This is a genomic window from Mesorhizobium sp. GW821-FHT04C10 (assembly GCF_059420305.1).
Genome location: NZ_JBWKTL010000001.1, coordinates 4,590,964 through 4,615,265 on the forward strand (window position 1 = coordinate 4,590,964; position 24,302 = coordinate 4,615,265).

Annotated in this window: 27 protein-coding genes; 8 read left to right on the plus strand and 19 right to left on the minus strand. The window is 62.2% G+C overall.

Going from position 1 to position 24,302, the window contains the following annotated elements; all coding sequences use genetic code 11:
• Positions 1 to 126: 126 nt before the first annotated feature.
• Complete coding sequence (locus AC07UC_RS22260) at positions 127 to 1,350, plus strand: bifunctional 2-C-methyl-D-erythritol 4-phosphate cytidylyltransferase/2-C-methyl-D-erythritol 2,4-cyclodiphosphate synthase (protein ID WP_494907437.1); 1,224 nt, start codon at positions 127 to 129, stop codon at positions 1,348 to 1,350.
• A complete protein-coding gene (locus tag AC07UC_RS22265) occupies positions 1,347 to 1,856 on the plus strand; it encodes a CinA family protein (RefSeq protein ID WP_494907438.1) in 510 nt (169 codons plus the stop codon). The genes AC07UC_RS22260 and AC07UC_RS22265 overlap by 4 nt, the downstream gene beginning before the upstream one ends.
• On the opposite strand, the gene AC07UC_RS22270 is transcribed toward AC07UC_RS22265, so the two are convergent.
• From AC07UC_RS22270 to eno, 10 genes are all read right to left on the minus strand, one after another.
• Positions 1,832 to 2,290 carry a type II toxin-antitoxin system RatA family toxin gene (locus tag AC07UC_RS22270; RefSeq protein WP_140773873.1) on the minus strand — a complete coding sequence of 153 codons (459 nt, stop codon included), beginning with the start codon at positions 2,288 to 2,290 and terminating at the stop codon, positions 1,832 to 1,834. The two genes, AC07UC_RS22265 and AC07UC_RS22270, sit on opposite strands and share 25 nt — an antisense overlap.
• Positions 2,291 to 2,400: 110 nt before the next feature.
• A complete protein-coding gene (gene lipA, locus AC07UC_RS22275) occupies positions 2,401 to 3,366 on the minus strand; it encodes a lipoyl synthase (RefSeq protein ID WP_056577389.1) in 966 nt (321 codons plus the stop codon).
• Between the two features lie 137 nt (positions 3,367 to 3,503).
• Positions 3,504 to 3,761, minus strand: coding sequence for a GlsB/YeaQ/YmgE family stress response membrane protein (locus AC07UC_RS22280; protein ID WP_027142753.1), 258 nt, complete (start codon positions 3,759 to 3,761; stop codon positions 3,504 to 3,506).
• Between the two features lie 99 nt (positions 3,762 to 3,860).
• The gene (gene lpdA / locus AC07UC_RS22285; RefSeq protein WP_494907439.1) at positions 3,861 to 5,306 is read right to left on the minus strand and encodes a dihydrolipoyl dehydrogenase; all 1,446 of its coding nucleotides are present in this window, start codon (positions 5,304 to 5,306) and stop codon (positions 3,861 to 3,863) included.
• Between the two features lie 16 nt (positions 5,307 to 5,322).
• Positions 5,323 to 5,958 (minus strand): SGNH/GDSL hydrolase family protein, encoded by a 636-nt coding sequence (locus AC07UC_RS22290; RefSeq protein WP_494907440.1) that lies wholly within the window; start codon positions 5,956 to 5,958, stop codon positions 5,323 to 5,325.
• Between the two features lie 247 nt (positions 5,959 to 6,205).
• On the minus strand, positions 6,206 to 7,576 hold the full coding sequence (locus AC07UC_RS22295) for a pyruvate dehydrogenase complex dihydrolipoamide acetyltransferase (RefSeq protein WP_494907441.1): 1,371 nt from the start codon (positions 7,574 to 7,576) through the stop codon (positions 6,206 to 6,208).
• An 18-nt stretch (positions 7,577 to 7,594) separates the two neighbouring features.
• Positions 7,595 to 8,980 carry a pyruvate dehydrogenase complex E1 component subunit beta gene (locus AC07UC_RS22300; RefSeq protein ID WP_494907442.1) on the minus strand — a complete coding sequence of 462 codons (1,386 nt, stop codon included), beginning with the start codon at positions 8,978 to 8,980 and terminating at the stop codon, positions 7,595 to 7,597.
• Positions 8,981 to 8,994: 14 nt separating this feature from the next.
• Entirely contained in the window at positions 8,995 to 10,032 is a 1,038-nt protein-coding gene (pdhA, locus tag AC07UC_RS22305) for a pyruvate dehydrogenase (acetyl-transferring) E1 component subunit alpha (RefSeq protein ID WP_056567938.1), read from the minus strand.
• A gap of 193 nt (positions 10,033 to 10,225) precedes the next feature.
• The gene (locus AC07UC_RS22310; RefSeq protein WP_140773879.1) at positions 10,226 to 10,549 is read right to left on the minus strand and encodes an FtsB family cell division protein; all 324 of its coding nucleotides are present in this window, start codon (positions 10,547 to 10,549) and stop codon (positions 10,226 to 10,228) included.
• A gap of 159 nt (positions 10,550 to 10,708) precedes the next feature.
• Positions 10,709 to 11,983 (minus strand): phosphopyruvate hydratase, encoded by a 1,275-nt coding sequence (eno, locus tag AC07UC_RS22315; protein ID WP_494907443.1) that lies wholly within the window; start codon positions 11,981 to 11,983, stop codon positions 10,709 to 10,711.
• A gap of 199 nt (positions 11,984 to 12,182) precedes the next feature.
• Here eno and AC07UC_RS22320 point away from each other — a divergent pair, with 199 nt between their 5' ends.
• Complete coding sequence (locus AC07UC_RS22320; protein ID WP_274609132.1) at positions 12,183 to 12,308, plus strand: hypothetical protein; 126 nt, start codon at positions 12,183 to 12,185, stop codon at positions 12,306 to 12,308.
• Between the two features lie 56 nt (positions 12,309 to 12,364).
• Here AC07UC_RS22320 and AC07UC_RS22325 read toward each other — a convergent pair whose 3' ends face one another.
• From AC07UC_RS22325 to AC07UC_RS22350, 6 genes are all read right to left on the minus strand, one after another.
• Positions 12,365 to 12,730 (minus strand): PRC-barrel domain-containing protein, encoded by a 366-nt coding sequence (locus AC07UC_RS22325; protein WP_140773880.1) that lies wholly within the window; start codon positions 12,728 to 12,730, stop codon positions 12,365 to 12,367.
• Between the two features lie 83 nt (positions 12,731 to 12,813).
• Positions 12,814 to 13,017: a dodecin family protein gene (locus AC07UC_RS22330; RefSeq protein ID WP_056567944.1), complete on the minus strand. Its 204-nt coding sequence runs from the start codon at positions 13,015 to 13,017 to the stop codon at positions 12,814 to 12,816.
• A gap of 86 nt (positions 13,018 to 13,103) precedes the next feature.
• Positions 13,104 to 13,955, minus strand: a complete 852-nt coding sequence (kdsA, locus tag AC07UC_RS22335; protein WP_494907444.1) for a 3-deoxy-8-phosphooctulonate synthase — start codon at positions 13,953 to 13,955, stop codon at positions 13,104 to 13,106.
• On the minus strand, positions 13,952 to 14,842 hold the full coding sequence (locus tag AC07UC_RS22340) for a VOC family protein (protein ID WP_494907445.1): 891 nt from the start codon (positions 14,840 to 14,842) through the stop codon (positions 13,952 to 13,954). Before AC07UC_RS22340 ends, kdsA begins: the two co-directional genes overlap by 4 nt.
• A gap of 230 nt (positions 14,843 to 15,072) precedes the next feature.
• Positions 15,073 to 15,363, minus strand: a complete 291-nt coding sequence (locus AC07UC_RS22345) for a Dabb family protein (RefSeq protein ID WP_140773883.1) — start codon at positions 15,361 to 15,363, stop codon at positions 15,073 to 15,075.
• Between the two features lie 170 nt (positions 15,364 to 15,533).
• Entirely contained in the window at positions 15,534 to 15,668 is a 135-nt protein-coding gene (locus tag AC07UC_RS22350) for a hypothetical protein (RefSeq protein WP_274534552.1), read from the minus strand.
• Positions 15,669 to 15,807: 139 nt separating this feature from the next.
• On the opposite strand from AC07UC_RS22350, the gene AC07UC_RS22355 reads away from it, so the two are divergent.
• The 3 genes from AC07UC_RS22355 (at position 15,808) to AC07UC_RS22365 (ending at position 17,756) form a co-directional block, all read left to right on the plus strand.
• A complete protein-coding gene (locus AC07UC_RS22355) occupies positions 15,808 to 16,005 on the plus strand; it encodes a DUF1365 domain-containing protein (RefSeq protein ID WP_244735563.1) in 198 nt (65 codons plus the stop codon).
• A gap of 1 nt (position 16,006) precedes the next feature.
• Complete coding sequence (locus AC07UC_RS22360) at positions 16,007 to 17,263, plus strand: class I SAM-dependent methyltransferase (RefSeq protein ID WP_494907446.1); 1,257 nt, start codon at positions 16,007 to 16,009, stop codon at positions 17,261 to 17,263.
• A gap of 187 nt (positions 17,264 to 17,450) precedes the next feature.
• Complete coding sequence (locus AC07UC_RS22365) at positions 17,451 to 17,756, plus strand: hypothetical protein (RefSeq protein ID WP_494907447.1); 306 nt, start codon at positions 17,451 to 17,453, stop codon at positions 17,754 to 17,756.
• Between the two features lie 147 nt (positions 17,757 to 17,903).
• Here AC07UC_RS22365 and AC07UC_RS22370 read toward each other — a convergent pair whose 3' ends face one another.
• Complete coding sequence (locus tag AC07UC_RS22370; RefSeq protein ID WP_494907448.1) at positions 17,904 to 19,883, minus strand: bifunctional 2',3'-cyclic-nucleotide 2'-phosphodiesterase/3'-nucleotidase; 1,980 nt, start codon at positions 19,881 to 19,883, stop codon at positions 17,904 to 17,906.
• 146 nt (positions 19,884 to 20,029) lie between these two features.
• Positions 20,030 to 21,295 carry an NAD(P)/FAD-dependent oxidoreductase gene (locus AC07UC_RS22375; protein ID WP_494907449.1) on the minus strand — a complete coding sequence of 422 codons (1,266 nt, stop codon included), beginning with the start codon at positions 21,293 to 21,295 and terminating at the stop codon, positions 20,030 to 20,032.
• Positions 21,296 to 21,459: 164 nt separating this feature from the next.
• Between AC07UC_RS22375 and AC07UC_RS22380 the strand changes: the two genes are divergently transcribed.
• A complete protein-coding gene (locus AC07UC_RS22380) occupies positions 21,460 to 22,116 on the plus strand; it encodes a 5-formyltetrahydrofolate cyclo-ligase (RefSeq protein ID WP_494907450.1) in 657 nt (218 codons plus the stop codon).
• 240 nt (positions 22,117 to 22,356) lie between these two features.
• On the opposite strand, the gene AC07UC_RS22385 is transcribed toward AC07UC_RS22380, so the two are convergent.
• A complete protein-coding gene (locus AC07UC_RS22385) occupies positions 22,357 to 22,830 on the minus strand; it encodes an Lrp/AsnC family transcriptional regulator (protein ID WP_010909317.1) in 474 nt (157 codons plus the stop codon).
• A gap of 157 nt (positions 22,831 to 22,987) precedes the next feature.
• On the opposite strand from AC07UC_RS22385, the gene ald reads away from it, so the two are divergent.
• Entirely contained in the window at positions 22,988 to 24,103 is a 1,116-nt protein-coding gene (gene ald / locus AC07UC_RS22390) for an alanine dehydrogenase (protein WP_494907451.1), read from the plus strand.
• Positions 24,104 to 24,302 lie beyond the last annotated feature (199 nt).

Consider the following 24,302-nt stretch of genomic DNA (forward strand, 5'->3'; position numbering starts at 1 on the left):
TGTCGTGACCCGGACCGCCCTGCGCCCTCGAGGACGCGCCGTGGACACTTTGGAATTCATATTTGACGCACGATCTTTTCGGAAAACCAATTACACTTTTGGGGATCGTGCGCTAAGCCAATCGCCATGACTGACGGAAGTGAAAACTCGAGCGCGACAGGTGGGGTTGCGGTGGTGATCGTCGCCGCCGGCCGCGGCGCTCGTGCCGGACAGGCCAACGGACCCAAGCAATACCAGAACATCGGCGGCCGCGCCGTCATTGCGCATACGCTGGAGATGTTTCTTGCCCATCCGCGAACCGGTAAGATTGTCGTCGCCATCCACGCCGACGACCACGAACTGTTCCGGCAGGCGGCGGGTGCTCACGCCCAGCGTGTCATCGCCGTCATTGGCGGGCCGACCAGACAGGAGTCCGTCCGGCTCGGGCTGCTGGCGCTGAAGGGCCACGCGCCGGACCAGGTTCTGATTCACGATGCGGTCCGCCCTTTCGTCGACGCGGACTTGATCGACCGCACGATCGCGGCCATCAGCGAACACGAGGGGGCGTTGCCTGCCCTGCCCGTCGCCGACACGCTGAAGCGCGAGTCTGCATCCGGCGTCGTCGCGGAAACGGTTTCCCGCAGCGGGCTGCACGCGGCGCAAACCCCGCAAGGTTTTCCCTACGAACCGATCCTTGCCGCGCACGACAAGGCCCATCAGCTGGGCAAGCTCGACTTCACCGACGACGCGGCCATCGCCGAATGGGCGCATATTCCGGTCAAGCTCGTTCCGGGCTCGCCGGACAATGTCAAACTCACCTGGGCACGGGACATCGCCATGGCGCACCAGCGACTTTCCAGCGAACGAACACACTTCCCCGACATCCGCACCGGCAACGGCTACGATGTCCATGCCTTCGAGGCCGGCGATCACGTGACCCTGTGCGGCGTCGCCATCCCTCACGACAAGAAATTGTCGGGCCATTCCGATGCCGATGTCGGCCTGCACGCCTTGACCGATGCGCTGCTGGCGACCTGCGGCGCCGGCGACATCGGCACGCATTTTCCCCCGTCCGATCCGCAGTGGAAGGGTGCTGCGTCGCGGATATTCGTCGAACATGCGGCGAGAGTGGTGCGCGAGCGCGGCGGACGCATCGCCAATGCAGACATCACGCTGATCTGTGAAGCGCCGCGTGTCGGCCCGCACCGCGAGGCGATGACATCGGCCCTTTCGCAGATGCTGGGGATTTCCGCCGACCGCATCTCGATCAAGGCGACAACCAACGAAAAACTCGGCTTCGTCGGCCGCGAGGAAGGTATTGCGGCGATCGCCACCGCCAGCGTGGTCTTCCCCGGCGAGGTGCCGGAATGAGCAACGGCGAGCTGGCAATTGCCCTGTTCCAGGCCTGTCGCGCGCGCGGCATCATGGTGGCGACGGCGGAAAGCTGCACCGGCGGCATGATCATTGCCGCGCTGACCGACATTGCAGGCTCCTCCGCCGTGGTCGATCGCGGCTTCATCACCTATTCCAACGAAGCCAAGATGGACATGCTCGGTGTTTCCGCCGCCACACTCGACGCGCATGGCGCGGTTTCCCGGGAGACAGCGATCGAGATGGCGGCCGGTGCGCTTTCCCGCTCGCGCGCAGGGTTGACCCTGGCGGTCACCGGGATCGCCGGGCCTGGCGGCGGTTCGGCGGAAAAACCTGTCGGCCTGGTCTGGTTTGGCGTCGGCCTGGCTGGCCAAACGGTGACCGCCGAACGCCAGCTGTTCGCCGACAAGGGCCGTGCTTTCATCCGCAGCGAGACGGTCAGGCACGCGCTGGAGTTGGGTCTGCGTGCGCTTGGCCAGCATCAGGCCGACGGCGCAACCCCATAGATGACGTCGGCGCGCTTTTCGAAAGCCTCGGCGAACATGCGAAAGGCGCGGTCGAACATGGTGCCCATCACCGCGCCCAGGATGCGGCTCTTGAACTCATAGTCGATGAAGAAGCGGACGGCACAGCCGGCCCCATCGGGCTCGAAGCGCCAGACATTGCTCAGATATTTGAACGGGCCGTCAATGTACTTCACGTCGATGGCGTTCTCGTCGGGCTTCAGCAGCACCTGCGTCGTGAAGGTTTCGCGGATGGCCTTGTAGCCGATGCTCATGTCGGCGACGAGAACGGTACGCCCATCACGCTCCTTGCGCGAGCGCACCGTCAGCGCTTCGCAAAGCGGCAGGAATTGCGGATAGGCCTCGACATCGGCAACCAGCGCAAACATCTGCTGCGGCGTGTGGGTAACGCGGCGGGTGGCTTCGAATTTCGGCATGAACGGCTCTAAAGCGGGTCGCGTCGAAACGGATTCATGCGACGCGCTTCAGAATCTTCGTTTTTATGCATGTCGTTCTCCCAAACCGAGGCCACTTTGGGCGACATGCATCAGAGCGATTTCTGGAGCTGCGCTTCCCGCGCCGCGCGTAGCCGGGCGAAATCGTCGCCGGCGTGGTGCGATGAACGCGTCAGCGGGCTCGATGCCACCAGCAGAAAACCCTTGGTCCGGCCGATCGTCTCAAAGGATTTGAATTCCTCCGGGGTGACGAAGCGGATCACCGGGTGGTGCTTCTTCGACGGCTGCAGATATTGGCCGATGGTCATGAAGTCGACATTGGCTGAACGCAGATCGTCCATCAGCTGCAGGATTTCATTCCGCTCCTCGCCCAGCCCGACCATGATGCCGGACTTGGTGAAGATCGACGGATCGAGTTCCTTGACCCGCTGCAACAACCGGATCGAGTGGAAATAGCGCGCACCCGGCCGGACCTTAAGATAGTTGGACGGCACGGTTTCGAGATTGTGGTTGAAGACGTCGGGCCTGGCCGCCACGACGATCTCGAGCGCACCGTCCTTGCGCAGGAAATCGGGCGTCAGGATTTCGATCGTGGTCGACGGCGTTGCCGCGCGGATGGCCCGGATCACGTCGGCGAAGTGCTGCGCGCCGCCATCGGCGAGATCGTCGCGGTCGACCGAGGTGATGACGACGTGGCTGAGCCCCATCTGCTTGACGGCATGCGCGACGCGGGCAGGCTCATCAGGATCAAGCGCGGTCGGAATGCCGGTGGCGACATTGCAGAAGGCACAGGCGCGGGTGCAGATCTCGCCCATGATCATGAAGGTGGCGTGCTTCTTTTCCCAGCATTCACCAATGTTGGGACACCCGGCCTCTTCGCAAACCGTCACCAGCTTGTGGGATTTGACGATCTCGCGCGTCTCGGCATAGCCCTTCGAGACCGGCGCCTTGACGCGGATCCAGTCCGGCTTGCGCAAAACTTCCTGGTCGGGCTTGTGCGCCTTCTCCGGATGCCGCAGTCGCGGCGCGTTGGCGATCGTATCGAGGACAGTGACCATCTGAACCCTGGCTTTTCTCGCGATCGCCCGTCGGCGATCGTCACTTTTACGTCATCTAGGACTTTTCGGTACAAAGAAAAAGGCTGCAGCGGCGCATGCCGCTACAACCGTTTTCGCATAGCCGGAACGATATGCCTTTAGCGACGCACCAGGCGTCCAACCCAGATCAGCAGGCAGGCACCGATGAAGCCGGTGATCAGATAGGCGGTCCAGCCGACGCCGAACACGCCGATATTGAGAGCCTGCAGGATTGCGTTCAGCACCACTGCGCCGACGATACCCATGATAATGTTCATGAAAATGCCGGTGTTGCTCTTCATGACCATCTCGGCGAGCCAGCCTGCCAGGCCGCCGATGATGATGGCTGCGATCCAGCCCACGCCGTTCAAGTGCATTTGCCTTCTCCTTGCGCACGTAAAAATGCATCCGGAAACGAACTACGCTGCCGAAGAGATCCTGCGGCTTTCGCGGCTGAGTCTCTTGTGGCGAATCTATCATGCGTTCAATGCGCGGCCATAGGCGTCGAGCACGCTTTCCTTCATCATCTCCGACAGTGTCGGGTGCGGGAAGATGGTGTGCATCAGTTCTTCCTCGGTCGTTTCGAGGTTCATAGCCACGACAAAACCCTGGATCAGTTCGGTCACTTCGGCGCCGACCATGTGCGCGCCGAGCAGTTGACCGGTCTTCTTGTCGAAGATTGTCTTGATGAAGCCCTGGTCCTCGCCCAGCGCGATCGCCTTGCCGTTGGCGGCGAACTGGAAGCGGCCGACGCGGATATCCTTGCCCTCGGCCTTGGCCTTGGCTTCCGTCAGGCCGACAGAGGCGACCTGCGGGTTGCAGTAGGTGCAGCCGGGGATCTTGAGCTTGTCGATGGCATGCACGCCAGGGAAATTGGCGATCTTTTCGACGCACACGACGCCCTCATGCTCGGCCTTGTGGGCGAGCATCGGCGGGCCTGCGACATCGCCGATGGCGTAGATGCCGGGCACGTTGGTCTTGCCATAGCCGTCGACCACGACACAGCCGCGCTCGGTCTTCACCCCAAGCGCTTCAAGGCCGAGATTCTCGATGTTGCCCTGCACGCCGACGGCCGAAATCATGCGGTCGGCGGTGATCTTCTCGACCTTGCCGTCCTTCATCTCGACATGCGCGGTGACCGAATTGGCCCCCTTCTCGACCTTGGTCACCTTGGCCTCGAGGATGATCTTCATGCCTTGCTTCTCGAACTGCCTTTGCGCGAATTTCGAGACTTCGGCATCCTCGACCGGCATCACCGCCGGCAACAATTCGACGACCGTCACGTCGGCACCCATGGTGCGGTAGAAGGAGGCGAATTCGATGCCGATGGCGCCCGAGCCCATCACCAGCAGCGATTTCGGCATCTCCTTCGGCACCATGGCTTCAAAATAGGTCCAGATCAGCTTGCCATCCGGCTCGATGCCAGGCAGCGCGCGCGGCCGCGCACCGGTCGCCAGGATGATGTGCTTGGCGGTGTAGGTGCCCTCGCCCTTGACGCCCTTCGGCACCGGGGGCTGCGGCTCCATCGGCTTCTTGGCGGTCTTGGACACGACAATCTCGCCCGGCTTCGACAGCTTGGCTTCGCCCCAGATGACGTCGACCTTGTTCTTCTTCATCAGGAAGGCAACGCCGCCATTGAGCCGCAGCGAGACTTTGCGCGAGCGGTCGACAACGGCCGATGTGTCGACGCTGACCTTGCCGTCGAGCTTCAGGCCGTAATCCTTGAGATGATCCGAATAGTGCATGATCTCGGCCGAGCGCAGCAGCGCCTTGGTCGGAATGCAGCCCCAGTTGAGGCAAATGCCGCCGAGATGCTCGCGCTCGACGATCGCCGTCTTGAAGCCGAGCTGGGCGGAACGCACCGCCGTGACATAGCCGCCCGGGCCGGAGCCGATGATGATGACGTCGTAGTTCTCAGCCACGATTTTTCTCCTTCAATCACAATTCCAGCATGACGCGCACGACCGGTGTCAGCGCCTTGCCGATGTTTCGCGTGTTTTCGGCGTCGAGATGGACGCCGTCGAGCGGTGTGGTTTGCGCCACGGTGCTGGCATCGAAGAAGCCGCAACCGACTTCGTCGGCGAGCGCCGCATATTGCGGGGCAAGCTGCTTGGATGCCTCATCGCCGCCGGCAAACATTTCCTTGAAGTCGGCATTTTCGGTGCGGCTTACAACGGGTGGCGACACAATGAGTATTTGTGGCGCCGGCCAGTCGAACGGATAGTCATGGCCACGCACGATGTCGATCAGCCGCTGGATGCCTTGCTTGGCCGCGACCGGATTGCCGTGGATCCACGGCTTCATGTCGTTGGCACCGAGCATGATGACGATCAGGTCGACCGGCGCGTGTGTCGTCAGCACCGTCGGCAACAGCCGTGCGCCGTTGCGGTCCGCCCCAGCCAGATGATCGTCGAAGGCCGTGGTGCGGCCATTGAGGCCGTCGGCGATGACCTGGACGCCGCCGCCAAGCCCAGCCTGCAGCACGCTTGGCCAGCGATCCTGCAGCGGATGGCGGCCACCCTCGGCATTGTAACCCCAGGTCAGCGAATCGCCGTAGCAAAGCACCGTCTTCATCCGTTCAACCCGTCCTTGCTTCAATCAAACCGCGCCCTGCTCGCCAGCGCACGAAAAGCCATCGCTCAACGAAAAGACGAGGGTGAAGACAACCGTTACCAATGCTGAGAGCAAGAACACCAGGATGTACTCTTCCTGTGCGTTGGCGATGACAGCCGGTTGCTGTGCCCCCAACGCCGCCGGCGAATCCGGAAAGGATGAAGGCGAAAAGGCTGGTGAAGAATTTCCGCACCGCCTCTCCCCTTGCCTAGACCAGCATGCCCATCGGGTTTTCGATCAACCGCTTGAAGGCGACCAGCAGTTCGGCGCCAAGTGCCCCGTCGACGGCACGATGGTCCGTCGACAGCGTCACCGACATCACGGTGGCTATTCTGATCTCGCCGTTCTTGACCACGGCCCGCTCCTCACCGGCACCGACCGCCAGGATCGTCGCATGCGGCGGGTTGATCACGGCGGCGAAGTCCTTGATGCCGAACATGCCGAGGTTCGACACCGCCGTGGTGCCGCCCTGATACTCTTCAGGCTTCAGCTTGCGGCTGCGCGCACGGCTCGCCAGATCCTTCATCTCGTTGGAGATGGTGGACAGCGACTTCTCATCGGCATGCCGAATGATCGGTGTGATCAGGCCGCCGGGGATCGAGACGGCGACGCCGACATCGGCATGCTTGTGCTTGACCATGGCGGTTTCGGTCCATGACGCATTGGCATCCGGCACCGCCTTCAGCGCCATCGCCATCGCCTTGATGACCATGTCGTTGACCGACAGCTTGTAGGCGGGAGCCTCGCCCTTGTCGGTCTTCTTCATCGGGGCTGCAGCATTGATCTGCGTGCGCAATGCCAGCAGCGCATCGAGCTCGCAGTCGAGCGTCAGGTAGAAATGCGGAATGGTGGTCTTGGCCTCGACCAGGCGGCGCGCGATGGTCTTGCGCATATTGTCGTGCGGGACGAGGTCGTAGGAACCCTCCTCGAACAGCTTCAGCACCTGGTCGTCCGACATCGCCTTCACGGCAGGAGCGGAAGCAGCGGTGGCGGGAGCTTCAGGAGCCGCAGCCGGGGCCGCCTTGGCACCGCCACCGGCAATCGCCGCGTCGACATCGGCCTTCACCACCCGCCCATGCGGGCCGGTGCCGGTCACACCAGACACATCGACGCCGGCTTCCTTGGCGATGCGGCGCGCGAGCGGCGAGGCGAAGGTGCGCTCGCCAGCCGCATGACCATTGGCGACCGGAGCCGCCTCAGCCTTGGGCGCGGGGGCGGCAGGTTCGGCCTTCGGCGCCTCGGCCTTTGGTACTTCAGCCTTGGCATCCGCCTTCGGCGCCTCGGCTTTCGCCGGTGCGGCACCGCCACCGCTTTTCGCGGCGGCGCCTGCGTCCTCGCCTTCGGCAGCAAGGACAGCAATCAGCGCATTGACCTTGACGCCTTCGGTGCCTGCGGGGACGACGAGCTTGGCTACCGTGCCCTCATCGACGGCTTCCACTTCCATCGTCGCCTTGTCGGTCTCGATCTCGGCGATGACATCGCCCGGCGAAACCTTGTCGCCTTCCTTGACCAGCCACTTCGAAAGATTGCCCTCTTCCATCGTGGGCGAGAGCGCCGGCATGGTGATGTTGATTGGCATTTTGACCTCCCGCCCGGTTCAGCGATACGTGACGGCTTTGACCGCCTCGATGACCTCGCCGACATTCGGCAATGCCAGTTTTTCGAGGTTGGCCGCATAAGGCATCGGCACATCCTTGCCGGCAATGGTGATGACCGGCGCGTCGAGGAAATCGAAGGCGCGCTGCGAGACCTGGTTGGCGATGTGGTCGCCGACCGAGTTCTGCGGGAAGCCCTCTTCCACCACGACCAGGCGGTTGGTCTTCTTGACCGAGGCGATGATCGTGTCGAGGTCGAGCGGTCGGATGGTCCTGAGATCGATGATCTCGGCGTCGATTCCCATGCCCCGCAATTCCGCTTCCGCCTTGACCGCATAGGTCATGCCGATGCCGAACGAGACGATAGTGACGTCCTTGCCTTGCTTGTGGATGCGCGCCTTGCCGATCGGCAGCACGAAATCATCGAGCTTGGGCACGTCGAAGGACTGGCCGTAGAGGATTTCGTTCTCAAGGAAGATGATCGGGTTGGGGTCGCGGATCGCGGCTTTCAGCAAGCCCTTGGCATCGGCGGCCGTATAGGGCATCACCACCTTCAGGCCCGGAATGTGGCTGTACCAGGCGGCGTAGCACTGCGAGTGCTGGGCGGCGACACGGGCGGCGGCGCCGTTCGGTCCGCGAAACACGATCGGCGCCCCCATCTGGCCGCCCGACATATAGAGCGTCTTGGCTGCCGAATTGATGATCTGGTCGATCGCCTGCATGGCGAAATTGAAGGTCATGAACTCGACGATCGGCTTCAGCCCGGCCATCGCCGCACCGACGCCGACGCCGGCAAAACCGTGCTCGGTGATCGGCGTGTCGACGACGCGGCGCGGTCCGAATTCCTGCAGCAACCCTTGCGTGATCTTGTAGGCGCCCTGGTATTCGGCGACCTCCTCGCCCATGACGAAGACATCGCCGTCGCGGCGCATCTCCTCGGCCATGGCATCGCGCAGCGCTTCGCGCACCGTGGTCGAGACCATCTCGGTGCCGGCAGGGATATCCGGATCGGCGGCGATCTCGGTCTTCGGCGCCGCCGCGACTGGTGCCGCGGCCTCGCTCTTGGCCGCAACCGGTGCCGGTGCAGCCGTTTCAGCCTTGGCAGGCTCTTCGCCGATGCCTTCGCCGGCCTTGTCGGTGTCTTCGCCTTCAACCGCAAGAACGGCGATCACCGCGTTGACCTTGACCCCTTCGGTACCGGCTGGAACCACGATCTTAGCCAGAGTGCCTTCATCGACGGCTTCGACTTCCATCGTCGCCTTGTCGGTTTCGATCTCGGCGATGACGTCGCCGGCGACGACCTTGTCGCCCTCGTTCTTCAACCACTTGGAAAGATTGCCCTCTTCCATGGTCGGCGAGAGAGCGGGCATGAGAATTTCGATCGGCATGTCCTGGCCCTCCCTTACAATACGATATCGGTCCAGAGCTCGGACGGATCCGGCTCCGCATCGTTCTGGGCAAACTCGGCGGCGTCGGCGACGATGTCGCGAACCTCCTTGTCGATGGTCTTCAATTCGTCCTCGGTCGCCCACTTCTTCTCGATCAGCCGCGCCTTGACCTGCTCGATCGGGTCATGCTCGGAGCGCATCTTCTGTACTTCTTCCTTCGAGCGGTATTTCGCCGGATCCGACATCGAGTGGCCGCGATAGCGATAGGTCTGCATTTCGAGGATCAGCGGGCCATTGCCGGCACGGCACCATTCGGTGGCGAGCTCGCCGGCGGCCTTGACCGCGCGCACATCCATGCCATCGACCTGGATACCTGGAATCTTGAAGGACGCACCCCGGTGCGAGAAATCCGTCTCCGCGGAAGAGCGCGAAACCGATGTACCCATGGCGTAGCGGTTGTTCTCGATGATGTAGATCACCGGCAGCTTCCATAGCGAGGCCATGTTGAAGCTTTCATAGACCTGGCCCTGGTTGGCCGCGCCATCGCCGAAATAGGTCAGCGAGACATTGTTGTTGTCGCGGTAGCGGTTGGCGAAAGCCAGCCCGGTGCCGAGCGACACCTGCGCGCCGACAATGCCGTGGCCACCGTAGAAATGCTTCTCCTTGGAGAACATATGCATGGAGCCGCCCTTGCCCCGTGACAGGCCGCCACGGCGCCCGGTCAGTTCGGCCATGACGCCGCGCGGAGAAAGCTCCATCGCCAGCATGTGGCCGTGGTCGCGATAGGCGGTGATCATCTGATCGCCTTCGATCAGCGCCATCTTCATGCCGGTGACGACCGCTTCCTGGCCGATATAGAGATGGCAGAAGCCGCCGATGAAGCCCATGCCGTAGAGCTGGCCGGCCTTTTCCTCGAAGCGGCGGATGAGCAGCATATGCCGGTAGGCGGCAAGCTCTTCGTCCTTGGTGAATTCAGCGGGCTTGGGCGCGGAAAGACCCGATTTGCCGTCGGATTTCGATTTGGCAGGCGCTTTTCTGGCTGCGGTGGCCATGCATCACTCCCTGTTGGCGTCTCTTTGCGGACATTAGGGCAGGATGAAATCCGCCCTGGGAAGATCAGCTCTCCCCACCGATTTATGCAAGGCTAACACGCGTTACAGCGTTGCGCCATGACGAATTTGCATAGCTGGCATGCGCCTAAGCGATTAAAATCATTGAAAATATTGGTGATTAACTGAAATACAGTTATTTCGACGAAGCCGGCAACATGATGGTGATCTCATCAGCCTGGGACAGATTAAGCGCCCTGCGCGCCTGCTCGTCGAGCATGTCCTTTTCCAGCGTACCGTCATGCATGAGCCGAACGCGCCGCTCGAGCTCCACCCGGCGCGCCTTGACGGCATCGAGCTGCGCCTGCAACGCAACCGTCTGGGCTTCCAGCTGATATTTCGAATTGATGCCGAATTCGCCGTGATAGGCATGGAAGCCGAAATAGGCCAGGAACACGACGCAAAGCGAAGGGATGATCAGCCGGCCGGTATTTCTCTGCTTATGCTGACGCGTCCACATCGCCCGTTCCCTCGCGGCCGCGAACTCATGCGGCTCACGATCTTTTTCACCCGATTGTGCTTAACGGACGGTTACGGAGCCCTGCCCGGCGACAGCGAAATGAAAAAGGGCGGGAATGATCCCGCCCTTCGTTCAACGTCCGAGTTCAATGGTTTCGGATCAGCCCTTGATCACCGACTTGCCGGCGTAGCGCGCCTGCTTGCCGAGCTCTTCCTCGATGCGGATCAACTGGTTGTACTTGGCCATGCGGTCGGAGCGCGACAGCGAACCGGTCTTGATCTGCCCGCAATTGGTGGCGACGGCGAGATCGGCGATGGTCGAATCCTCGGTCTCGCCGGAACGATGCGACATGACAGCCGTGTAGCCAGCCTTGTGGGCGGTCTCGACCGCGTCGAGCGTTTCGGTCAGCGAGCCGATCTGGTTGACCTTGACCAGGATCGAATTGGCAACGCCCATGCGGATGCCGTCGCGCAGGCGCGCCGTGTTGGTGACGAAAAGGTCGTCGCCGACCAGCTGCGTCTTGTTGCCGATCAGGTCGGTCAGGTACTTCCAGCCTTCCCAATCGTCCTCGGCCAAGCCGTCCTCGATCGAGATGATCGGATAGTCAGCGGCAAGCTTGGCAAGGTACTTGGCCTGCGCCTTGGGGTCACGCGTCTTCTTCTCGCCCTCATAGACGTAGTTGCCGTCCTTGAAGAATTCGGTGGCGGCGCAATCGAGGCCGAGCGCGATCTCCTCGCCCGGCTTGAAGCCGGCCTTCTCGATCGATTCCATGATGAAATCGAGCGCCACCGGCGCGCTCTTCAGGTTCGGGGCAAAGCCGCCCTCGTCACCGACATTGGTATTGTGGCCGGCATCCTTCAGCTTCTTGCGCAGCGTGTGGAAGATTTCAGAGCCCCAGCGCACGCCTTCGCGCAGCGTCGGCGCGCCGACCGGCAGGATCATGAATTCCTGGAAATCGATCGGGTTGTCGGCATGCGCGCCGCCATTGATGATGTTCATCATCGGCACAGGCAGGATATGCGCCTTGGTGCCGCCGACATAACGGTAGAGCGGCAGGCCGGCGGCATCGGCCGCGGCCTTGGCCACCGCCAGCGAAACGCCCAGAATGGCGTTGGCACCGAGCCGGCTCTTGTTGGGCGTGCCGTCGAGTTCGATCATCGTCTGGTCGATGTGGATCTGGTTTTCGGCTTCCATGCCGCCGATTGCCTCGAACAGTTCGCCGTTGACCGCCTCCACGGCCTTCAGCACGCCCTTGCCGAGATAGCGGGCACCGCCGTCGCGAAGCTCGACGGCCTCATGGGCGCCGGTCGAGGCGCCTGACGGCACCGCTGCGCGGCCCATCGAACCGTCTTCGAGTACAACATCGACCTCGACGGTCGGGTTTCCACGGCTGTCCAGGATTTCACGTCCGACAATGTCGATGATGGCGGTCATTGCGATGTCCCCGATTGATCTGACGAAAGGTCGCGCCCGTCTTAGCCAAAGCGACGCAAAAGGCAATCCGGCCATGGCCGAATAGTGCCGCCGGCCCGATTCACGAAGCGCAAATTTCTGTCATCATAAGTCATGCGCCCGGACATCGATTTCGGGTTATGGCTATTGTCGCGCGGGGCGAAACAGGAGGAGTTTCGCCATGTCCGAGTTGAGCGGTATTGTCAGTTTGTTTCTGATCGCGGTCGCGTTGCTGACATCATGCGACAATCAGCAGTCGCCGCCAAAGGCCAATGTTACCTTGCCGGCCTTGAGCATCAGTGAATGAGGTTGTGCTGAATCAAAAAGGGCCCCGTCGAAACGGGGCCCTTTTTGCCTGTGGGGTCAATGCCAGTAGGGCGTGACCTTGTAATACTCATAGGACGCATCACGCGCGCTTTCACCGTCCGCGCCGGCCAGTTCATTGATCGAATAGGCGGGCGCCGCCTTCAGCTGTTCCTTCGAGAAGGGCACGACGTAACCGCCCTTGTCTTCATCATAGTCGAGACTCGCCCAGGGAACGGCGTGGTACTTCTCGCCGATGCCGAGAAAACCGCCAAAGCCGATCACCGCGAACATGATGCCGTTCGACGTCTTGTCGAGCATGATGTCCTCGATGCTGCCGATGCTCTTGCCTTCGGTGTTGTAGACGGATGTGCCGATGACTCGCGAAGCGGCGATGGCTTCGGTGTGGCCTGTCTGGGTTGTCATGGTCTGCTCCTCATTGACGTTGAACACTGCTTTGACAATGAGGGGGACGGGCGAAAGTTCCCGACTTTTTAAGCGTCGGACAGTCACTCCGCGAGAATGAAAGTCACCTTCATGTTGACGCGGTAGGCCGAAATCTTGCCGTCCTCGACGACGATCTTCTGATCCTGGATCCAGGCGCCTTCCACGTTCTTCAGGGTTTTCGACGCGCGGGCAATTCCCTTCTCGATGGCGTCCTGAAAACTCTTCTTCGATGACGAGGTAATTTCGGTGACGCGGGCAACAGACATGGCTTTCCTCCTGCCAAGACGCTCATTTGCCGGCCAAGCGTACAACCGGCCCCTGTCCACCACAAGCGCCGGCAGGAAGCGCCCGCTCAGCGGCCCTTGGCTATCCGGTCGAAGGCCATCAGCCTTTCGAGAAGCGCCGGCATGTCCTTCAGCGGCACCATGTTCGGCCCGTCGGAAGAGGTCGAATTGTCGGGATCCTGATGGGTCTCGATGAAGACGCCGGCAACGCCGACGGCGACGGCCGCGCGAGCCAGGGTTTCGACAAAGCGACGCTCGCCGCCTGACGAACCGCCCTGCCCGCCCGGCTGCTGGACCGAGTGCGTGGCATCGAAAATCACCGGAGCGCCGATTTCAGCCATGATCGGCAGGGCACGCATGTCGGATACCAGCGTGTTGTAGCCGAAGGACGCGCCGCGCTCGGTAGTCAGGACATTGGCGTTGCCGGAACCTGTGATCTTGGCGACCACGTTCTTCATGTCCCAGGGCGCAAGGAATTGCCCCTTCTTGACGTTGATGACCTTGCCGGTCCTTGCCGCGGCGACCAGCATGTCGGTCTGACGCGACAGGAAGGCAGGTATCTGCAGCACATCGACATGCGGAGCGACGATCGCGCACTGCTCCTCGGTGTGGACATCGGTCAGCACGGGAAGCGAAAACGCCTTGCGCAGCTCGTCGAAGACGGGAAGCGCGGCATCCATGCCGGCGCCGCGCGTCGCCGACAGCGAGGTGCGGTTGGCCTTGTCGTAACTTGTCTTGTAGACGAGGCCGATGCCGAGCCTGCCGGTCAGTTCCTTCAGCGCGCCAGCCATGTCGAAGGCATGCTGGCGCGATTCGAACTGACACGGGCCCGCGATCAGCGCCAAGGCCGCATTGTTGTCGAAGACGACATTGCCGACCGTTACCGACGAATTGGGCGTCGTCGAACTGGGCTTGCTCATTGGATCTCCCGGAAGATGAAAGCCGCGCCCTGTCCGGATGCGGGCTGCACGACAATGTCAGTGCCCGCTATATCGTGATGGATGGCATTGGCTGCAAGCATGCTCGATGTGGCATCGGCGCTGCGCACCGCGAAGACGATCGCGGCGAAGCGGAGCTTGGTGGGTGAACCGGCCGAAACACCGAGGCGCGCGGCGAAAGACATGGGATCGAGCACGCTCAGCGTTGCATTTGGCAAATGAAACGCTGAGCCCTGCACGCCGGCAGCGGCATTCCCCACCGCCACGGAAATCAGCCGAGACTGTTCGGCTGGGTGGTCGCTGATCGCCACCACTTCCACAATACCTGTCGCGCCATTGGTGTGGGCCTGCAAGGCCGCGCGGTCCACATCAGGCGCATTGATGCGCTGGCAGGCAAAAAGGAACGCATCGGTTGTGTCATTGGCCGAGGCGAAGGCCAGCTTGAATGACGCCACGTCGCTCTTGCCTGATGTATCGGTGAAAGCGCGTGAAAAGCTCAGCGTGCCTCCCGCCGACAGGCCGGCCTCGACATAGCGCACATGGTCGGCATCGGCACTGTCGGTTCCCAGCACCACCGCGGAAAATCCCTCATCGCCGCGGCTTTCGCGGTAGAGACGGTCGCGCGCGACGAAGACATTGCCCTCGGCGGCGGCCTTGATCGCGGCCTGTTCGCTGCCAATCGCGAGCGGCTCCAGATAGGTGCCGTCGGCGAGGAAAACGCAGCAGTTTTCCGTTCCAAAGGGATGGATGCCGGTCGGGGCGGCGACGAAGCCGAGCGAAGTGAGCCGGGCTCGCGCCACATCGAGGTTCTGCGTCGGCAGCACCAGATGATCGAGCGGATGAATGCCGGCTGCTGTTGTTCGGGTCATGCAGGCGCGATGTGCATCATTCCGCAAAACGGTTCAAGGTTCTTCTCATCCGCCGCAGCAGGATTTGACGCCGCGGCATCCCCCGTGCGGGAGATGCTCCGATCCGCGCCTTCGACGATTGTGCCGGCTTCGCGATTCACCTTCGAAGAGCGCGCCTTGGGCTATCTGATGGGGCGTCGACAACGGCACCTGTTGGAACAGGCGCTGGATCAGCTGCCACAGGCGCTTGATCAGCTGCCGGCCACGACATCGGCGGAATAGCGCAGTTCGCGCAAGGGTTTGACCTTGCTGGTGGTCTGCGCATAGAGCGGATGCGCCTTGTAGGCGGCCAGCGCCGCGTCATCGGCGAACTCAGCGTAGACGACGACATCAACTTCATCCGACAGCGGGTCGACCTTGGTGTTCAAAGTGACCTCGAAGAGGCTGGAATGAGGAATATTGCCGAGCGCCAACAGCCCGCTGCGCACTGCCTCCACATCCTCCTTGCGCCTGGCGCTGAAGAAAACGATATGCCGGATCAATTCCGCCTCCTCGATCTGAATGCAGGGGTCTTTAGTGACGGCGGTCCCCTCGCGTCAACCGTTCATGGCGCCACGCGTCCTTGCGACGCGCCCGCACGGTGCCGGGCCTCATCTCGCGGTGACCAACGCCTGAGATCTTCGGAAGGGACGTCCAGGTCGGGAGGGGCTGTTCAGGCCTTGCCGGTGACGTAACGAACGATATGGGAGAGTTCCCTGACCGACATGTCGAGATACCGGCCCTGATTGTACAGGCCATCCCAGATCAGGAAGAAGGCGACGGCGGCAATGACGATTACGTAACGCATGGCTAAAGCTATCGCACAGGCGCGGCGGCGGTCATAGACGTTTTTGGGTTCGGGAAGCCGCAACTCGACGCAAGGGCGCAGACACCAATCGCCACGTGGCACAGCCCAGCCAATGGCCTGCCTCTTGAAGTTCCCCCTCATGACGTGGAAGATTGTGACAGGCATTCGCTGGGAAGCGCTGAAGCTTTGGCCAACAGGCGCGCGCTTTCGTTCGAGCCCGCCTCGTGCCGAACCCATGAGCTACCGGGCCAGGCAAGGGTGTTCGAACCTGGCGAATGATCCAAGAGAATCGTGGCTCGGCAATTTGCGCCGGAACCACGGAAATCCAGGGGCGTGAAATGGCACATGGGGAACATCACGGCGCGGCGCTGAGCGAAGCGGTCAGGCTCGACGAGTTCAACTTCGCCGAGATCGTCAAGGGCCTGCCGGCCAAGGCGCGCATGGTGCTGTCGGCGGCGATGAACCTGCCGCGCGGTTCTCTCAAGGTCAGGATGCCGGACGGCCGCGCCGTTCTGGTTGGCGGCAAGGCGCCCGGCCCCGATGCCGAACTGGTGCTGAAGAACTGGCGCCTGCCAGGCCGCGCCTTTTCCGGCGGCACGATCGGCGTTGCCGAATCCTATATGGACGGCGATTGGGAAAGCCCTGACGTGACCAGTTTCCTGGAACTGTTCGTGGTCAACTCGGTGATCGGCGAACGCGTCGCCGGCGGCGCCAGCTGGCTCATCAACACCGTCCAGCGCATCCGCCACTGGTTCAACGAGAACACGCACACCGGTTCAAAGCGCAATATCTCGGCGCATTACGATCTCGGCAACGCCTTCTACAAGGAGTGGCTCGACCCGAGCATGACCTATTCCTCGGCGCTCTACGCCAATGGAGCCAATGATCTTGAAAGCGCCCAGGCCGCCAAATATCGGGCACTGGCCAGGGATACGGGTATCGGCGGAAGGGATCATGTGCTGGAGATCGGCTGCGGCTGGGGCGGCTTTGCCGAATTCGCGGCACGCGAAATCGGCTGCCGCGTTACGGGACTGACGATCAGCCGCGAACAGCACGACTTCGCCAAGGCACGCATCGCCAAGGCCGGGCTTGCCGACAAGGTCGACATCAAGCTGCAGGACTACCGCGACGAAACAGGAACTTACGACCGCATCGCGTCTATCGAGATGTTCGAGGCGGTCGGCGAAAAATACTGGCCGGTGTTCTTCTCGAAGATGAAAGCTTGCCTGAAACCCGGCGGCACCGCGGGTCTGCAGATCATCACCATCAACGAAGCCGCTTACGACACCTATCGCGCAAGGCCGGATTTCATCCAGCGCTACGTATTTCCCGGCGGCATGCTGCCGACACCGTCAATCCTGAAGGCGCTCGGCAAGGATCATGGCCTTGCGCATCTGCGTGAGCGCGTTTTCCCCGACGACTATGCGCGCACGCTCGCCGAATGGCGGCACCGCTTCTGGGCGTCGTGGGAGAAGATCGTACCACTCGGCTTCGACGATCGTTTCAAGAAGCTGTGGGAGTTCTACCTGCACTATTGCGAAGCCGGCTTCCGCGCCAGCTACATCGACGTGCGCCAGGTGGTCTACAAGGCCTAGGTCGATATGTCGGCAGGCCGCCTTTGGTGAGCATCCCCGCACCGTCGAACTTGTGGCGTTAAGTCAAAGCGCCAATCGCGGCGTCTTGATGCGACGTGATGAAACCGCGATCGCGCGTCGGCCGTTCTCAGCATCCGACGCCCCGCGCCAAGATTACGCCGAGCGCCTCTGACCATAGGAGGCTTCCATGAAGCGAACACTTACCGCCATTGCCATCCTGCTTGCCGCCATATCCGCTGCCGATGCACGGCGCATAACCCCACCGACCGTCATGAACGATCCGCTGGGCGTCAGCATCAGCCCAACCATAAGACCTGGTGCCGGCGACCTAATCGACAACACACCAACCTCGACCATCCACGAGGTTCATGCTCCGGCCGGGATGACGCCCTTGACCGTGCCCAGCGACCCGACTGGCACGTCGCTCGAGCCGACGCAGCCAGTCAGCCCGCAAGCCCCCGCGACGGCACTGCCGCTGACGCCCGAAAACTGAGGGCCGCGCTATGCGCACCAGCCCGGGCAATCCCAGGAAACAAGGCAAATTCCGGAACCGGTGAAAACGATCCGGAATTACCTTCAATCGAGGAGATGGAGCGGTTCGGCTTTTCCGTGAACCGCCGAACCGTTTCAGACCACCGGATCAAAGCAGGATGCGGTATTTCGCAAAACCGGCTTCGCCCTCGCCCGCCGGTTCGATCTTCAGCGACTTCACATCGGCGATGAAGTCCTTTGCCTTGACGCCTGTCTCGAACACGACGCTGGTTCCCGGCAGCGATGCGAACGACCAGTTGCCGTCGGCCGACGGGTTGATCGTGCCCTGGCTCACAATGTAGCGAACGATGACGTCGCGGTTGGTGTCTGGCGCCTCGTAGATGATCTTGGAGGCATTGATGTCAGGAAAATTGCCGCCGCCGCCGGCACGGTAATTGTTGGTCGCGACGACGAATTTCTGATTGGGATCAATTGGTTTTCCGTCGAACATCAAGTCGACGATGCGATTGGCGCCGGCATTCGCCACGCCGCCCTTGGCATCATATTTCGGCGGCTGCGACAGATCGATCTTGTAGGAGACGCCATCGATGACGTCGAAATTGTAGGACGGGAAATCGGTGTTGATGAGCGTCTGGTCGGGCTTCCCTGCCTCGATCCTGTTGAAGATGCCGGCCGACATTTCCAGCCATTCCTTGACCTGGGCGCCGGTGATTTCGACGGCGCGCACGGTGTTGGGGTAGAGGTAGAGGTCGGCGACGTTCTTGATGGCGATGTCGCCGGCCGGCACGTCGGTATAGTAGTCGGCGCCGTTGCGCCCGCCTGCCTTGAAGGGAGCGGCAGCCGACAGCAGCGGCACATCCTTCCACTGCGTGCTCTTGAGAATGTCCTTCAAGTACCAGGTCTGCGCCTGGCTGACGACCTGCACCGAGGGATCGTCGGCGACCAGCGCGAAATAGGAATAGAGCGGCGCGGAGGTCTTGCCGACCGGACGGCGCACATAGGCCAGGGTCGCCTGATGATCCTGCTCGAGGGCGGCGATGATGCGCTTGTCGTTGGGGACAGTCGGCTTGTTCTTGTTGTCGACGCGCTCGAAGATCGACCGCGCCTCGGAGGTCGCGGACACGACCTTCCATTTCGATCCGTCACGCTCCAGCATCAGGTCGATCAGACCCATATGCGAGCCCCAGAAACCGCCCATCACGGCCGGCTTGCCCTGCAAGGTGCCTTTTTGCGTGTCGACGCCTTCGAGCGACTGGAAATCCTTCTTGCCGGGGAACACCAGATGCTGGTGACCGGTAAACACGGCATCGATGCCGGCGACGCCGGCGACGAAGAAGGAGGCGTTCTCCATCATGTCGCCCTGCTTCACATCGATGCCGGAATGCGAGAGCGCGATGACGATGTCGGCGCCCTCTTCCTTCATCCGCGGCACCCAGGCCTTGGCCGCCTCGACGATGTCGCGCGTCTTGACATTGCCTTCGAGATTCTTGAGGTCCCAGACCATGATCTGCGGCGGCACGAAACCGATGATGCCGATCCTGATCGGCTGTTCGGCGCCCGAACCGTCCTTGATCTTCTTGTCGAGGATCACATAGGGCTTGAGGTAGAGCTTGTCGTCACGCGGGTTGGCGGCAAGCTCGGTGCCGCGGATCAGATTGGCGCAGACGAAGGGGAAATTGGCGCCAGCCAGCACCTTGTCCAGGAAGGACAGGCCGTAGTTGAACTCGTGGTTGCCGAGCGTCGAGCATTCGTAGCCGAGCAGGTTCATGCCTTTCATGATCGGATGCAGGTCGCCGTCCTTGAGGCCCTTCTCGTAGGCGATGTAGTCGCCCATCGGGTTGCCCTGCAGCAGGTCGCCATTGTCGATCAGCATCGAGTTGACGGCTTCCTTGCGCACCGCGTCGATCAGGGACGCAGTGCGCGACAGGCCCATCGTGTCGTTGGCTTTGTCGGCGTAATAATCATAGGGCAGCACGTTCACATGGATGTCGGTGGTTTCCATGATCCGAAGATGCGCCTGGTTAGCTTGAGCGCGGGCGGAGAAGGGATGAAGCACGATCAGCGCCCCTGCGGCTGCGGCGCCCGCGAGAAGACCGCGGCGGGAGACGGGATGGAGCAGTTGCGACATGTTTTCTCCTTCGACTAGCTGACGCCCTGCCCCGGAGCGAACTTCGCGCCGAAATAGGCTCGAGTCCACTCAAGAAGTCGCGCGCATGCGGACATCAGTCCATCAGCTGGAGATGACGCGCGGATGAATGGAACAGTGAAGGAAAGTCAGGTCTTGTCGTCGTCGCCCTGGGTGATCAGCCGGGCGCTGCGCTGGCCTGTGACGTAGATCCATAGCCAGCTCAGGGAAACCGCAAGCCGGTTGCGAAAACCGATCAGGAAATAGATGTGCGCAATGCCCCACAGCCACCAAGCGAGCCAGCCCGTGAGCTTTATCCAGCCGAAATCGATCGCGGCCGCGCGTTTGCCGATCGTCGCCAGATCGCCGGCGTGCTTGTAGTGGAAAGGACGTGCCGTCGTATCGCCGCCAAGCCTGGCCCTGATGGTAGCCGCGACATGTCGGCCCTCCTGCTTGGCGGAGGGCGCCACGCCAGGTACCGGCCGTCCATCTGGCTTCAGCACAAGGGCGGCATCGCCAATGACAAAAATTTCCGGGCTGCCGGGCACGCTGAGGTCAGGCTCGACGAGCACCCTGCCCGCGCGGTCCGCCTTCGCGCCCAACCATTCGGCGGCGGGTGAAGCGGCAACGCCGGCCGCCCACAGGATCGTCCGGGCTGCCAATTGCTTGTCGCCAAACACAACACCCTCGGCGTCGCAGCGCGTAACGGCACGGCCGAGCTCAACCGTCACGCCGAGACGTTCCAGCGCCTTGCTGGCGTAACCGGAGAGTTTCGGCGCGAAATTGGCAAGGATGCGGTCGCCGGCCTCGATCAGCACCACGCGCGTTTGCCGCGTATCGATATTGCGGAATTCGCCGCGCAGCGTCTCGTGCGCCAGTTCGGCGATGGTCCCGGCCAGTTCCACGCCGGTCGGTCCCCCACCGACGATGGCAATCGTCAGCAGCGCCTGGAGCTTGGCGGGATCGGTTTCGCGCTCGGCCTGCTCGAAGGCCAGGAGAATGCGCCGCCGAATGGTGGTGGCGTCCTCCAGCGTCTTCAAACCCGGCGCAAAAGGCTCCCATTCGTCATGGCCGAAATAGGCATGTCGCGCGCCGGTGGCCAGCACCAGCGTGTCGTAGGCGACCGCGCTGCCGTCATCAAGCAGCACGCGTTTGCCGGCACGGTCGACGCCGGTGACATTGGCCAGCAGCGTCGTCACGTCCTTGCGCTTGCGCAGAAGATGGCGGATCGGCCACGCAACCTCGGAGGTTGCCAGCGCGGTCGTGGCAACCTGGTAGAGCAGCGGTTGAAAAAGATGATGGTTGCGTTTGTCGATCATGGTGATGCGCACCGGTGCGCCGGCGAGCGCACGGGTGAATTCGAGGCCGCCGAAACCCGCGCCGACAACGACGACATGGTGGCTGGGTCCGGTCATCTCGTTCACCCCTGACGGCAAGATCGCCTGCGCTAGATGTAGGTATTTTTGTGCGTTGCAGCAACAGAAGGGCGGTGCCCGGGACTCGTCGTCCCATGTCGTGAATACACAAGATGTATCGTGTCGCGAGGTATAGCGTCATCGAACACGCGATGAGGTGACGCATGGCTAACGATCATGACGACCAGGGTCCGGCGCAATATGCCTCGCCGCCCTGCTTCATGCATGAACTCGATCCGGCATTCCAAGCGCCGCTATCCGACTGGACCGATGTGAGACGCTGGCGCAAGGCCGAGCGCGAACGCCTGATTGCAGCGCGGCTCGCAGTTTCGGCCGACGCGCGAACGGCAATGTCTCAGCGCATCGCCGAAGGGCTCGACGCGATCATCGGCGATATCGCCGGCCGTATGGTCAGCCTCTATTGGCCGTTTCGCGGCGAACCGGACCTGCGGCCGTGGATGGCGGCGATCAATGAACAAGGCGGCCGCGCAGCGCTGCCCATCGTCGTGGAGAAAGCGCAACCGCTGATCTTCCGCGCCTACAAACCAGGCGACCGGCTGGAAAAAGGCATCTGGAACATCCCGATCCCGGCCGAGGGCGATCCGGTTCTGCCGGACATCGTCATCTCGCCGATCGTCGGCATCGATCCGGCAAACTATCGACTGGGCTATGGCGGCGGCTTCTTCGACCGCACGCTCGCCGCCATGCCGTTCAAGCCGCTGGTCATCGGCGTCGGCTACGAACTGCAGCGCATCGCGACCATCTATCCGCAGCCGCACGACATTCCGATGGATCGGATTGTCACGGAAGCAAGGAACTAGGCCGAGGCTCCCGATTTCGTCATCCCCGGGCGAAGCAGCCGCGTAGCGGCGTCGCGGAGACCCTGGGATCCATTCCGTGACCTCCATCGAGGGTGCAGCAGAGCAGAATTCTGCACCGTAGTAACGCTCCCGAATCCCGGCATGGATCCCTTGGGCTGCGGAGCAGTTCCAGGGGTCTGCGCCGCGTCGCTTCGCTCCTTGCTCCGCCCGCGGATGACGAAGCGGCCAGCCGTTTCGAGTTCAAGCCATTTCCGGCTTCATGCCCATGGCGGTGCGGTCGACGATTTCACGCAAGGCAAAGGACGAGTTGATCTTGGTGACATGCGGCATGGCCGACAGCCATTCCTTGTGGATGCGCTCATAGTCGACAAGGTCCTTTGCCGCGATGCGCAGGATGTAATCGTATTCGCCCGACATCAGGTGGCAGGACAGCACGTTGGGGCAACGCTTGATCGCCGCCTCGAAATCCGACAGCGTCTTCTCGAACTGGCCCGATAGCGATATATGCACGATCGCCGTCATCTGATGACCGAGTGCCGCATTGGAAAGCCGGGCGTGGTAGCCGCGAATGGTGCCGGATTTTTCCAGATTGTCTAGCCGGCGCGAACAGGCCGACTGCGACAGGCCAACCTTCTCGGCGAGCGCCGCATTGGGTATCCTGCCATCCTTCTGCAATGTCTCGAGAATGGCGATATCGATCCTGTCGAGCGGCATTTTTCGTGAATCCTGCGAATATCCTGCCATTTAGCGCAACAATTATCGAAACCTGCCTGTCCGCGCAAGCGCATTCGCAAACACTTGCGCGCCGATTCGTGGTTCACTCAGACGATACAGGGAGTGAGCCCAAAAGGGCCCGGATCAGGAGAAGACAATGCGCGTCGGCTGCCCCAAGGAAATCAAGAACCACGAATACCGTGTCGGCCTCACGCCCGGCTCGGTCCGCGAATATGTGGCGCACGGCCACGAAGTGCTGGTCGAGACCGGCGCCGGTGCCGGCATTGGCGCCGATGACAACGCCTATCGCGCCGCCGGCGCCACCATCGCCAAGACCGCCGCCGACGTGTTCGCCAAGTCGGACATGATCGTCAAGGTCAAGGAGCCGCAGCCTAACGAGTGGGCGCAGCTGCGCGACGGCCAGATCCTGTACACCTATCTGCACCTGGCTCCGGATCCGGAGCAGACCAAGGGCCTGCTCGCTTCCGGCGTGACCGCGATCGCCTACGAAACCGTGACCGACGACCGTGGCGGCTTGCCGCTGCTCGCTCCGATGTCGGAAGTCGCCGGCCGCCTGTCGATCCAGGCCGGCGCCACGGCGCTGCAGAAGGCCAATGGCGGTCGTGGCGTGCTGCTCGGCGGCGTGCCCGGCGTGCTTCCCGGCAAGGTCACCGTGCTCGGCGGCGGCGTCGTCGGCCTGCATGCCGCCCGCATGGCTGCCGGTCTTGGCGCCGACGTCACCATCATCGACCGCTCGATCCCGCGCCTGCGCCAGCTCGACGACCTTTTCGCTGGCCGTGTGCACACCCGCTACTCCACCGTCGAGGCGCTCGAGGAAGAATGCTTCTCGGCCGACATCGTCGTCGGCGCCGTGCTGATCCCGGGCGCCGCGGCACCCAAGCTGGTCACCCGCGAAATGCTGTCCGGCATGAAGAAGGGCTCCGTGCTGGTCGACGTCGCCATCGACCAGGGTGGCTGCTTCGAAACCTCGCATGCGACGACTCACGCCGAGCCGACCTACGAGGTCGATGGCGTTATCCACTATTGCGTCGCCAACATGCCAGGTGCCGTGCCGGTCACCTCGGCCCATGCCCTCAACAACGCGACTCTGCACTACGGCCTGCAACTCGCCGACAAGGGCCTGAAGGCGCTGGTCGACGACCATCATCTGCGCAACGGCCTCAATGTCCACAAGGGCAAGATCACCAACCGGGCGGTCGCTGAGGCGCTCGGCTACGAACTGGCTGAGCCGAAAGCCGTTCTGGCCGCGTAATACACCCAGAAAAAGTCAACTTACGATTGTTGCCCGCCGGTTCTCTCCGGCGGGCTTTTTGCTGCCTATCTTGGCCGACAGCCTGGTTACCCGGCAGATCGGTGTCAGCTGCAGAGGCAGGTTGCCTGAAACTGTTGCATTTTTGTCATACCCAAATTGACCGACTCCCTGTTAGGAACAGCTCGGGTTTATTATTAGG

What these genes read in the sequence shown, in the direction of transcription:
- AC07UC_RS22260 (WP_494907437.1), top strand. Translation starts at nt 127, where the DNA reads ATGACTGACGGAAGTGAAAACTCGAGCGCGACAGGTGGGGTTGCGGTG.
- AC07UC_RS22265 (WP_494907438.1), top strand. Translation starts at nt 1,347, where the DNA reads ATGAGCAACGGCGAGCTGGCAATTGCCCTGTTCCAGGCCTGTCGCGCG.
- AC07UC_RS22270 (WP_140773873.1), bottom strand. Translation starts at nt 2,290, where the DNA reads ATGCCGAAATTCGAAGCCACCCGCCGCGTTACCCACACGCCGCAGCAG.
- lipA (WP_056577389.1), bottom strand. Translation starts at nt 3,366, where the DNA reads ATGGTCACTGTCCTCGATACGATCGCCAACGCGCCGCGACTGCGGCAT.
- AC07UC_RS22280 (WP_027142753.1), bottom strand. Translation starts at nt 3,761, where the DNA reads ATGCACTTGAACGGCGTGGGCTGGATCGCAGCCATCATCATCGGCGGC.
- AC07UC_RS22290 (WP_494907440.1), bottom strand. Translation starts at nt 5,958, where the DNA reads ATGAAGACGGTGCTTTGCTACGGCGATTCGCTGACCTGGGGTTACAAT.
- AC07UC_RS22295 (WP_494907441.1), bottom strand. Translation starts at nt 7,576, where the DNA reads ATGCCAATCAACATCACCATGCCGGCGCTCTCGCCCACGATGGAAGAG.
- AC07UC_RS22300 (WP_494907442.1), bottom strand. Translation starts at nt 8,980, where the DNA reads ATGCCGATCGAAATTCTCATGCCCGCTCTCTCGCCGACCATGGAAGAG.
- pdhA (WP_056567938.1), bottom strand. Translation starts at nt 10,032, where the DNA reads ATGGCCACCGCAGCCAGAAAAGCGCCTGCCAAATCGAAATCCGACGGC.
- AC07UC_RS22310 (WP_140773879.1), bottom strand. Translation starts at nt 10,549, where the DNA reads ATGTGGACGCGTCAGCATAAGCAGAGAAATACCGGCCGGCTGATCATC.
- eno (WP_494907443.1), bottom strand. Translation starts at nt 11,983, where the DNA reads ATGACCGCCATCATCGACATTGTCGGACGTGAAATCCTGGACAGCCGT.
- AC07UC_RS22320 (WP_274609132.1), top strand. Translation starts at nt 12,183, where the DNA reads ATGTCCGAGTTGAGCGGTATTGTCAGTTTGTTTCTGATCGCGGTCGCG.
- AC07UC_RS22325 (WP_140773880.1), bottom strand. Translation starts at nt 12,730, where the DNA reads ATGACAACCCAGACAGGCCACACCGAAGCCATCGCCGCTTCGCGAGTC.
- AC07UC_RS22330 (WP_056567944.1), bottom strand. Translation starts at nt 13,017, where the DNA reads ATGTCTGTTGCCCGCGTCACCGAAATTACCTCGTCATCGAAGAAGAGT.
- kdsA (WP_494907444.1), bottom strand. Translation starts at nt 13,955, where the DNA reads ATGAGCAAGCCCAGTTCGACGACGCCCAATTCGTCGGTAACGGTCGGC.
- AC07UC_RS22340 (WP_494907445.1), bottom strand. Translation starts at nt 14,842, where the DNA reads ATGACCCGAACAACAGCAGCCGGCATTCATCCGCTCGATCATCTGGTG.
- AC07UC_RS22350 (WP_274534552.1), bottom strand. Translation starts at nt 15,668, where the DNA reads ATGCGTTACGTAATCGTCATTGCCGCCGTCGCCTTCTTCCTGATCTGG.
- AC07UC_RS22355 (WP_244735563.1), top strand. Translation starts at nt 15,808, where the DNA reads ATGACGTGGAAGATTGTGACAGGCATTCGCTGGGAAGCGCTGAAGCTT.
- AC07UC_RS22360 (WP_494907446.1), top strand. Translation starts at nt 16,007, where the DNA reads ATGGCACATGGGGAACATCACGGCGCGGCGCTGAGCGAAGCGGTCAGG.
- AC07UC_RS22365 (WP_494907447.1), top strand. Translation starts at nt 17,451, where the DNA reads ATGAAGCGAACACTTACCGCCATTGCCATCCTGCTTGCCGCCATATCC.
- AC07UC_RS22370 (WP_494907448.1), bottom strand. Translation starts at nt 19,883, where the DNA reads ATGTCGCAACTGCTCCATCCCGTCTCCCGCCGCGGTCTTCTCGCGGGC.
- AC07UC_RS22375 (WP_494907449.1), bottom strand. Translation starts at nt 21,295, where the DNA reads ATGACCGGACCCAGCCACCATGTCGTCGTTGTCGGCGCGGGTTTCGGC.
- AC07UC_RS22380 (WP_494907450.1), top strand. Translation starts at nt 21,460, where the DNA reads ATGGCTAACGATCATGACGACCAGGGTCCGGCGCAATATGCCTCGCCG.
- AC07UC_RS22385 (WP_010909317.1), bottom strand. Translation starts at nt 22,830, where the DNA reads ATGCCGCTCGACAGGATCGATATCGCCATTCTCGAGACATTGCAGAAG.
- ald (WP_494907451.1), top strand. Translation starts at nt 22,988, where the DNA reads ATGCGCGTCGGCTGCCCCAAGGAAATCAAGAACCACGAATACCGTGTC.